Origin of the sequence: Lactococcus sp. S64, assembly GCF_016516525.1 — a bacterium.
Classification (GTDB): Bacteria; Bacillota; Bacilli; order Lactobacillales; family Streptococcaceae; genus Lactococcus; species Lactococcus lactis.
This window is the reverse complement of the sequence record NZ_JACVUQ010000023.1, coordinates 1-9,809: the sequence shown is the minus strand read 5'-3', so window position 1 is coordinate 9,809 and position 9,809 is coordinate 1. Positions and strand designations below refer to the sequence as shown.

10 protein-coding genes are annotated in these 9,809 nt (G+C 33.8%); all 10 read left to right on the top strand.

Annotation, left to right across the window (positions count from 1 at the left end):
- Positions 1-703, top strand: a 703-nt coding sequence (locus IAE51_RS11925) for a hypothetical protein (protein WP_200095643.1), incomplete at its 5' end; no start/stop codon positions are given.
- Positions 704-706: 3 nt separating this feature from the next.
- Complete coding sequence (locus IAE51_RS11920) at positions 707-1,504, top strand: hypothetical protein (RefSeq protein WP_200095640.1); 798 nt, start codon at positions 707-709, stop codon at positions 1,502-1,504.
- Positions 1,501-1,779, top strand: coding sequence for a DUF4176 domain-containing protein (locus tag IAE51_RS11915; protein ID WP_233611080.1), 279 nt, complete (start codon positions 1,501-1,503; stop codon positions 1,777-1,779). Before IAE51_RS11920 ends, IAE51_RS11915 begins: the two co-directional genes overlap by 4 nt.
- Positions 1,780-1,963: 184 nt before the next feature.
- On the top strand, positions 1,964-2,395 hold the full coding sequence (locus tag IAE51_RS11910; protein ID WP_200095639.1) for a glycosyltransferase: 432 nt from the start codon (positions 1,964-1,966) through the stop codon (positions 2,393-2,395).
- 312 nt (positions 2,396-2,707) lie between these two features.
- Positions 2,708-5,485: a type VII secretion protein EsaA gene (esaA, locus tag IAE51_RS11905; protein ID WP_200095638.1), complete on the top strand. Its 2,778-nt coding sequence runs from the start codon at positions 2,708-2,710 to the stop codon at positions 5,483-5,485.
- 10 nt (positions 5,486-5,495) lie between these two features.
- Positions 5,496-6,323, top strand: coding sequence for a hypothetical protein (locus IAE51_RS11900; protein ID WP_200095637.1), 828 nt, complete (start codon positions 5,496-5,498; stop codon positions 6,321-6,323).
- A 118-nt stretch (positions 6,324-6,441) separates the two neighbouring features.
- Entirely contained in the window at positions 6,442-6,606 is a 165-nt protein-coding gene (locus IAE51_RS11895; RefSeq protein ID WP_200095636.1) for a hypothetical protein, read from the top strand.
- A gap of 39 nt (positions 6,607-6,645) precedes the next feature.
- A complete protein-coding gene (locus IAE51_RS11890) occupies positions 6,646-7,284 on the top strand; it encodes a hypothetical protein (protein WP_200095635.1) in 639 nt (212 codons plus the stop codon).
- Between the two features lie 13 nt (positions 7,285-7,297).
- The gene (locus IAE51_RS11885; protein WP_200095634.1) at positions 7,298-7,624 is read left to right on the top strand and encodes a hypothetical protein; all 327 of its coding nucleotides are present in this window, start codon (positions 7,298-7,300) and stop codon (positions 7,622-7,624) included.
- Positions 7,625-8,516: 892 nt separating this feature from the next.
- Positions 8,517-9,809: MucBP domain-containing protein (locus IAE51_RS12300; protein ID WP_233611079.1), on the top strand; the 1,293-nt coding region annotated here is incomplete at its 3' end.

Here is a 9,809-nt window from a genome sequence, read left to right as displayed (position 1 = left end):
GATGGTGCTCAATGGGAGTAAAATTAATTCAGATGGGTCTTACAGTTTACCTAAAGGGAAGGATAAGACATGGTTTGAAAAAGAGAGAAAAAATAATAAAAATCTATCTAAAAAAGAGGAACATGGTTCAGTTGATAAAGATATTTCGGATGGGGATGTCGGTTTTGAGGCATATGCTGGTAAAGGAAGTGCGGGAGATAAGCAAAACGGTGCATCAGTAACTGGACTATCAGCTGATGGAAGTGTTGGAGTTATGACACCGTTTAGTATGAAAAATAAGAAAGGAAAAAATGGAAAAAGTAGAAGGGATGTGAATTTTGGTTTAGGTGCAGACGCAAATATTGGGATATCTGCTGCTGAAGCAGAGGCTCATGGGCAACTAGGGAATGATCAATTTAATGCACATGGTTCTGCTTCTGGCTCAAGTTATACTGCTGATGCTAAAGCGAGTCTTGGTTTAGGACAATTTACTGACAAAAATGGCAAGAGTCACTTTGGAGTACAGGCAGAGGTTGGCGCAGATGCATATATTGTTGAAGGAGAGGCTAAGGCTGGATTTACAATATTTGGTGTAAAATTTAATGTAACGGGAAGTGCTGGTGTTGGGATTGCGGCTTCAGCTAAAGCCGGTGTAACTGCTGATAAAGCAGAAGCGAAATTCAAATTAGGTCCATTTGGATTAGGGCTTTCTATAGGAGGATAAGTAATGAAAATTACACAGGTAAGCCTTAAAACCCAAGGAGATATTAAAAATTTTCAAATATTAAAAAGTATAAGTGCTGAAAGTCCTATTGATAATTGGGAAACAATAATAGAAGCAACGAAAAATGAGAAGAATAATTATGAATTTGAATTGAGTGGACAGAAATTTAAAGTATTTAATATACCAAAAATATCTCCCAAAAATGAAAAAATTTATGCTCAAGATATTGATGATTCAAAGAATCAATTTATTTCAAAAAGTTCATTTAATAATTTATTTTTGGTAAATCAATGGGATCTTAACTTTCAAAATAATGAAAATCTTTATAGTTTAAGTAGTGTTCCATCAGGAACAAAAGGATATATTTATCCAATAAAGAGAAACAATGAACCAGTTGCTGTTTTTTGTCAGTCAAATGTTCAAATAAATGGAAATTTTCAAATTACTTTATATACGATAGATAATCAAGTAGTTGATGAAATAGTTGGATTGTTTTTGATAAATTACGTAGTTTTAAGTCCTGACTTTTTGAATCTTGGTATCCTATCGGCTAAGAAAACCTGGTTTTATTCATTTTCTGGACGAAAAAATTTAACAAAGGCTCATATTGATATGCTACCAATAAATAACCGCCCTTCTAAAATAGAAGCAATACTATGGGTGATCATTGGTCTCTTATTAATAATTGTAGTAACTCTTGTTAAGCCGTTAATAGTGATTACTATCTTATCTGTATGGATTATTTTAGTAATAATTAATATTTTTAAAAATATAAAAAATAGTAAGGAAACTCAAGTATGAAAATAAACAATGAATGGTTAACTATAGGTACGACAGTCCTATTAAATGCAGGAAATCAACCGCTGACAATTATAGGGCGATACCAAATGAGCAAAGATAAGGTTACCTATGACTATACAGGGATTTTGAATCCTCAAGGTTATCAAGATTCAAAGTCGTTGTATTTATTTAATCAGAATGATATAGCAGAGGTACTATTTGAAGCTCCTACTACTGAGTATGAACATAGATACTTAAAAGAATTGAGTGATTTTATAGATCAAGAAATTGAGTAATTTTATTAAGAAGCAGTATATTGCCTAATAATAAAATTTTTAGAAAAAACCTACAAAATAATATTGAGTATTTGAATGATAAATATTATTTAAACTAACAAGATGATGGATAAATTTGAAATATATATATATACTATATAAGTTTGGAGTATCACAAGTATTGTAATTTTAGGGAGAAATAAAGATGAATAATTTTATAAAGAAATATAAATTTGGTAGTAATAGACAATTAATTATTATAGCGATAATTCTGGTATCGATGCTCACCACCCTTGTAGGATGCCGTGGTTCGAAAACTTTTCAAGGGACTTGGTATTCACAGAATAGTGATAGTAAAAATTTAAATATTATTTTTACTGAAAAAAAAGTATCGATAGATGGGGATGAATACAATTATACTCAAAATGCTACTGGAACAGAAAATGGAATAAAATATTATGGTATAGTCCAAAACGGAAAACACTATAGTATTATTTTTCCAGCAAAAGATAGAAATATTGCTTTGATGATTGAACCAGATTCGTCTGATGATTATCTTCAAGGGACTTTGCTATTTGCTATGAATAAAAGAAGCACTCCCAATTACAATAATTATGCAAAAAAATATATCCACTAATAAATTAAATTTTTATCTATACTGTATGACAATTAATAAAATAATTATTTTTCCGTTTATCCAATTTATTATATGGGCGAAATAATGTCAAGGATTACCTGATCAATATATACTATGATAACTTTGATACAGATTATGATATATAGGACAAAATATTAAGAAAATAAATTTCTAGATAAAACTGAAATAAGTAATATTCAAAAATATTATAGAAGAAAAAAGTAACAAGATTAGTAGAAGTTATTCTACTAATTACTAGTGATGACTTGAACAGTCATTAGTAGTAATTAGTTGAAACAAAAAGGAAAATTTATGAATAAAAAACTACAAAAAAAGTTTAAGAAAACACGTTGGATTGTCATCAGTTTACTATCGATAGTGACGATACTCCTTATTGCTACGGTGGTCTATTTAAGTAGGAGTAGTAAAACCCAGAAGACAGTCTCAAAACCAACCATTGCCCTTGTCAATGAAGATAGTTCGTCAACTTTTAATAAAAAAGACTATCATTTTGGGAAGGATTTTGTTAGCTTAGTCTCAGGTGATACGAAATATAACTGGCAAGTCGTCTCACGTTCTGTCGCTGATCGTGCTTACGCAGATAAATCTGTGGATGCTGTCATTTATATTCCCCAAGCTTTTTCTCATGATATTTTGACTTTACAAGATATTAGTCCGATTAAGTCGCAAGTCAACTATAAATTACAAGCGAATCAGTCCGCTTTATCTCAAAATATTCTTAATGATAAAATTACGAGTGTTTTAAAAGATTTTAATCAAAATATTGTTAAAATGTACTACGCTTCTGTGGCAGGAAATATTTCAGAAGCGCAGAATAATATGAATGATGTAATTACGAATCAAGATAACGTCTTATCGACTTTATCTCATCAGGTCTATGGTCCTTTTCAATCCACTAACCAAAATTATTCTTCTGTGATTGCCTCAGCTAGTGGTTTAAAATCAGAAAATAGTGCTTGGATTGCTTCTCAAAACAGTTTCACCAAATCGACACAATCAATGTTAGATTCGACAAGTAAAACGTTTAACGGCCAGCTCACAGGGCTACAAAAGTATTTTGATACCCAAAAACAAATTGCTGATGTCAATCTTAACAATGGAAATAAAGGCATTACCAATCAATCAGAAGATGATCAAAAAGTTTATTTTAAACAATTTGATGATTCGCATACGAATACGCTCAATAATTTATTTAATTTCTATCAAAAAGATGGGACTACTGAATCAGGTGTTTTAACTAATCTTCAAAATCAAGTGAAGGATTATAATACCAAGATTACAACCGTTCGAGACAATTTAACGAAACAAATAGATGATGCAACAAAGAATCGAGATCAACTTCTTGAACTAGAAAATCAATTATACCAACAGTTTTTCGCGCAAGATTCAACAACGGTTGACTTATCAAACTTTGATAAGAATGCTGACAAGGATGGAAGTATTCAAAATGATACAAATGCACAAGAGGCACTCTACCGAAAGATAAGTCAATCATTCTTGGGAAAAGACAATTTGTCAAAAGAAGGTTACCTAGATAATTTAAAAACGTTACTCGGCAAATATTCATGGAATGAGGCAGATTATCAAAAATTATTTGATGCCATGGCGCGGTCAGGAGTGGACACTGCCCTCTATAAAAAAGAACTCCAATTGATTTCAAGCTATGGTAATGCTGCTGGAGCAATCCCAGGGACAGTTGATTTCTCAGGTATTCCAACAGATAGTAATAGCAAGCAAACACTCGCAAAAGCAATGCAAATCACTGTTCCTGCTGGGAAAAACTACACACTACAAGTCACTGATGGAAGTTCCCTAGTTACTCTTGATGATGCAAAAGCTGGCGATGCTTATCCTGAAGCTTCCACAACTATCACAGGAAATTCTGTAGAATTACACAACATGGATCATGATGAGGGGGGCAGTAAATCAGAAAATAAAAAACTTGCAGTATTTACAATTAATTATACTGTTACACTAAATAATAGCAATGACCCTCTTATTACTTTTAAATGGGGAGACGCTTCAGATAAAAATAGTTCTTCTTCTCAGTACACGCTTTATCCTGAAGATCAAATCAAAGAATTGCTAGGAGGAGACGAACTAAACGCGATTACCCAAGTCTTAAATAATATCGAAAAGAGTGCAACATTAATTACCTGGCTTTACGGAACGACGAGTGATACAGTAGATTCTTTTGAGGGACATTTTTTATCAGGACCTTATACGCTGAATGATTTTAAAAATTATAACTCAAGTTCGATCGCTAACTTGTATGGAAATATGGATAGAGATAAAATAAAAGCTAGTATAGAACAAAAAGATATTTCAGCCTATAAAACAAAAGGACATGAGAATATTAACAAAGTTATCCAATCAGTAACATCAGTTAATGAAAGTATCACAGCCTTATCCGACGATGAAAAAACTTTGAGTGATCATCTGCCAGACAATGTTTTCAGTCAAAATATTAAAGAATTACAAGATTGGTACTCTACAACGATGACTTCTATCAATGAGCAATTTGACTCTTGGAAGAAAAATGAAAATCAAACCTTGGAATTAAAAAACTGGGAACAATACAATGCGGATGATACTGCGCTCTATCAAGATACAGCTGCGAGTGATGCACTTTACAAAACGATTTCTGAACTTTCAACATCAACGGCTAAAAGTGCAGATGAGACTTCTAAAAGTGCGCAATTGATTAAAGATAATGGCAATGAATTTACCCAAATGGTTGCGACCACACAAGAAACAAAAACTTCTGCGGAAAAACTTTTGAAGAATACGGATGAGTTACTCAATAAAGGAAATGGTTCGCTTAAAGACAGTAAAGATTATAATAGTAATTTCGGAAAAGTCTTAGCAAATACGCGAAGTCAAAATTCGAATAAGAATCAATTGTTTGATTTCTTTGCGCAACCGTTAAGCATTAAGAATTTGACAAGTGCAATCACTTCGGTTAAAAAGGGCATTGATTGGCGGTGGCCGCTTGTCTTAATCATCGGAGTATTGTTAGGCCTCTTAGGGTCAATGTTTTCTAAAATGTTTTCGAATAAAAAAAGGTAGGAAATAATAAATGAGGGGAAGAGATATTACAGCCCAAACATTTGGTCGCTTGACGGCAATAGAGCCAACAGATAAAAGGGCTTCTGGCTATACGCTTTGGCTTTGTCAGTGCGAGTGTGGCAATAAAAAACTGGCCAGTGTGAATCATCTCATGCAAGGCAGTGTGAAATCTTGTGGTTGCTTGGCCAAAGAAAAACAGTGGACTCCAGAAGAAATCAATCAACTTCATCATTTAGTGAAATTCGCTGGGGATGAGGAGATTGCAAGAAGAATGGGACGAACACCAGATTCCATTCGAGGGCAACGGAATACACTTGGGCTTAAATCGGGAAATCCGCAAAATAAACAGTGGTCCAAAGACGAACGGAATCTTCTTGAAACACTCATCGAGCAAGGAAAAACGAATGAAGAAATTGCAATCTACATGAATCGGAGCCAAAGTGCGATCAAACAAGCCAAATATGCTTTGGGCTACCGAGAATTTACCGTTCGTAAATGGTCAGAGCAGGAACTTGAACAATTACAAGAATTGTCCAAAGAGAAAAGTATCGGGGAGATTGCTCAAATTCTAAATCGGGACTGGACAACGGTGGATCGCAAATGTAAAGCCTTAAACATTGTTACTCAATCCAAAAAAGTTTCCATGAGAAACTTCACGGCTAGAGAGAATGACTATATTATTAGAGTTTCACGTTATATGACCAATGAACAAATTGCTAATAAATTAGAACGAACAGAAGGTTCAATCAAGGCTTATAAATCACGACTACGAAAAAAGGGAATCGTTGTGGCTTCATATTCTAAAATAAAAGCACGCTATTTCAATTCATTGAGTTAATGAAATAAAGATAGATTCTAAAAAGGATCTATTTTTTTATCTTAAAAAAGAAGTTTCTTCATGCCAATTTTTTTCCTGTGGGATAATAAGTTAAACCATAACTAAGGAAATATAAAACATGTCAAAAATAAATCAATCGCAAAAAATAAAAAAAGCGGTACAAGGCTATAAAAAACAAAAGCTTAAAACAAAATCTGGGAACCGATTAATCGATAATAAGAAGATTCAAAGAAAATATCTAGAACAAGAACTCATGAAACCTGTTGCTCCTGTGCTATTGTAACGTCCTAAAAGTACTCAAGCTTTTCATGAAATTTTAGCCATGAAATGGGGATTCATGTATGAAGGAAGTAAGACGACAGATGATAGAAGAGAATTCTTATCAGATTACAGTGGCGCGTGGGTTGGAATTTCAGGGGTGATTACAGACGCAAAAATCATTAATGGCGTACTTAGAATTTGTCTCTCTTCACCGAGTCTTATTACAAATGATAAAAGGAATGGCACAATCATTGATAGCCATGTTTGGATTAAGATGAGTAATCATCAAATGAGTGACCTAACGGATGGCTACATCAATAATTCAGGATTAACTGAAGAAGATGAACAAGTAGATCGAAGTGGAACAATTAGTCTAGGAGATGTCATTCAGTTTGAAGGATTGATTGAACCTTATATTACCCGCGGAAAAGTTAAATATGGAACCAAAAAATTTAAAAATCTATCCAGAGGTTATCTCAGCTTTTATATCTCTGTGAAGGGAAAAGGACATAAAGAATTAGCCACTCATGGCTATCCTCGTTTAGGGTGGTTAATTAAGGCAACACAGATTACCTCAGAAGGGAAATGCACCTATCGTTTTGCAAATTATCGAATGATCCGACAACAGAAAGACGCGCTTCTTGGCTTATGGCATAGGGTCCTAAATGAACAATTTAAGATGACAAACCAAGCCAACTAAAAAGGAGAAAGAAATGCTCACATTAATTACCAGTAACTCATGCGCAAGTTCGAGAAAAGTCGTCGCTTGGCTTAAAGATTATAATATCCCTTTTGTCAAAAAAAAGATGCATGAACTTAACTTTGAAGATTTAAAAAATATACTGACGCTCACAGACCGAGGAACACCTGAACTAGAAGTCAGAGAATCCTCAAGTGCAAAGGAAAAAGGGGAATGGGCCAAAATACATAAAGCTGTGATTGAAGCCCCAAATCTTGAATATTTGATTGGCCTCGTCCAACATCATCCCCGCCATTTTAGAACTCCCATTTTATTTGCAAAAAATAAATTAAGTCAGTGAGTTTTCTATTTCTTGTAAAATCTTTAGGATGGTGTGCGTAGTCTTTTGAATGTATCCCAAGAGAGTGAATTATACTGTTAAGCTGTTTTTTGAGGGAATGCGAAATGGAAGTTTTGGTCATAAATACTCCTAAAATAAAAAGAAACCCGCTCAGGTGTTAGTGGATAAAAACAGATTATTTTTTAAATGATAAAGGAAGTTATGCAGATAAGCTGTAGGGGGTTATCATAACAAAACATTTCTAAGATTTCAAGTTGTTTCAAATTAAGGTTTGTTAAGGGATTCTTATTAAACTACAAGTACCAAAATAATCTTTTAAGTATAGAGAAATTTTGTACCCAGACACTTGCATTATACAGGTGTCTTTTATTATCCCTCAAAATAGACGAGAATGGAGAGAGAAAATGAACAAAAAACAAGAACAAATTATCTTATCAAACGGTGAATTCGCCAATGTGAAGCCCACTTGATCAAATTATAAAAATATTTTAATCGTTGAGCTCGATGGTATTTTACGTGTCATAGATAAAGAAACTAAGACACTTGCACAGACTTTAGGAGAAACGCATAATAAACATGTTTACTATGTAAAAAAATCAGGAAATGTTGAAGTTGTGATAAAGCAGGAGACAGAAATAGCTTAAGCATAAGGATTATAAAAGAGTACTAAAAATAAAAGTTTTTCTGATAAAATGAAATATGAGGATATTGTTATCACTAACCCTGAATGGTGATAGGTTGTATTTCGTTATTATTGTAATTTATTTGAAATAGTCTTGCATAATGATAGAAAGTAGGTTATAATTATGTTTGTAGTAAAAAAGCTACGATGTAATACTCAGAAAAATTATTATTTTTCTGATAAAACAAAAATGATAGGAATTAAATACTAATGAAGATAAAAAAAAGTCACATGTTATTTTCTGCAACGATATTATTGATGAATCAGTTTTCTCCATTGGTATCAATAAAGGGATCGGCAGATACAATTAATTTTCAAGAGGCTAAAGCAACATCGAGTTCTAGAACCATTCATATTGATGGAGCTGATTTTGCTAAAAACTTTGTAAATAATGGAAATGCTTCGATTACAGGAGATACTATAACGCTAACAAATGATACCCAAGATCAAGTCGGAAATGCCATTTTAAATACGAAGATTGATATGAGTCAATCATTCCAACTTAATGGAAAAGTAAATTTAGGAAATAAATCACAAAAAAATGGTGGAGCTGATGGCATGTCCTTTGTTTTACAACCTGGTGATACAAGTGTAGTTGGAAGCTCAGGGGGAGCCATGGGATTTGGGGGGATTTCGGGTGCCTTTGGTTTCAAGCTAGATACTTTCTTTAACGGGAGAGGAGGGAGCGGCTACTCTCCAGATCCCACACAATTTGGACCTGAGCATGGGAACGGTGTGGCCTTTGGAGCTTTTGTAGATGGGACATCCGGGGTAGCTAATACGATAAATCAAGGTGCAAAACAGATTACAGAGCCTGCTAATAATACATTCAAACCAATTAGTATTAGTTATAATGGATCAAGTAAAATAATAACCGTAAGTTATGATGACCAAACATGGAGTCAAGATGTAACTTCGTTGTTAGGAAATGAAAAATCTATGTCCTTGGCGATCTCAGCTTCAACAGGAACACATACAAATTTACAGCAATTCCAATTAGATGGTTTTGATTATACAGTGGCTCAAGGAACAGTTATTGCTCACTATGTAGACGATGAAGGTAATAAAATAGCTGATGATGTTACTCAGTCTGGTGATTTAGATACTCCATGGAGCACAGAACAGAAGAATATTACAGGGTACACTTTTAAGGAAGTTCAGGGAGACACTACAGGCAGTTATACAGCTAACGATCAGACGGTGACTTATGTTTATACAAAAGATCCAGTCGCTGGTGGAGACGTTACTGCTAAATATGTAGATACAGATGGCAATAAGATTTCTGATGATGTCGTGAAATCAGGTAATATTAGTGAGTCTTACACCACGGAACAAAAAACAATTGATGGTTATACTTTCAAAGAAGTTCAAGGAAATACTACCGGTACCTTCACAGATCAAGCTCAGACGGTGACTTATGTTTATACAAAAGATCCAGTCGCTGGCGGAGACGTTACTGCTAAATATGTAGATACGGATGGCAATAAGATTTCCGATGATGCC

Coding starts and splice junctions, on each gene's coding strand:
- IAE51_RS11900 (WP_200095637.1), top strand. CDS start 5,496: ATGAGGGGAAGAGATATTACAGCCCAAACATTTGGTCGCTTGACGGCA.
- IAE51_RS11885 (WP_200095634.1), top strand. CDS start 7,298: ATGCTCACATTAATTACCAGTAACTCATGCGCAAGTTCGAGAAAAGTC.
- IAE51_RS11915 (WP_233611080.1), top strand. CDS start 1,501: ATGAAAATAAACAATGAATGGTTAACTATAGGTACGACAGTCCTATTA.
- esaA (WP_200095638.1), top strand. CDS start 2,708: ATGAATAAAAAACTACAAAAAAAGTTTAAGAAAACACGTTGGATTGTC.
- IAE51_RS11910 (WP_200095639.1), top strand. CDS start 1,964: ATGAATAATTTTATAAAGAAATATAAATTTGGTAGTAATAGACAATTA.
- IAE51_RS11920 (WP_200095640.1), top strand. CDS start 707: ATGAAAATTACACAGGTAAGCCTTAAAACCCAAGGAGATATTAAAAAT.
- IAE51_RS11895 (WP_200095636.1), top strand. CDS start 6,442: ATGTCAAAAATAAATCAATCGCAAAAAATAAAAAAAGCGGTACAAGGC.
- IAE51_RS11890 (WP_200095635.1), top strand. CDS start 6,646: ATGAAATGGGGATTCATGTATGAAGGAAGTAAGACGACAGATGATAGA.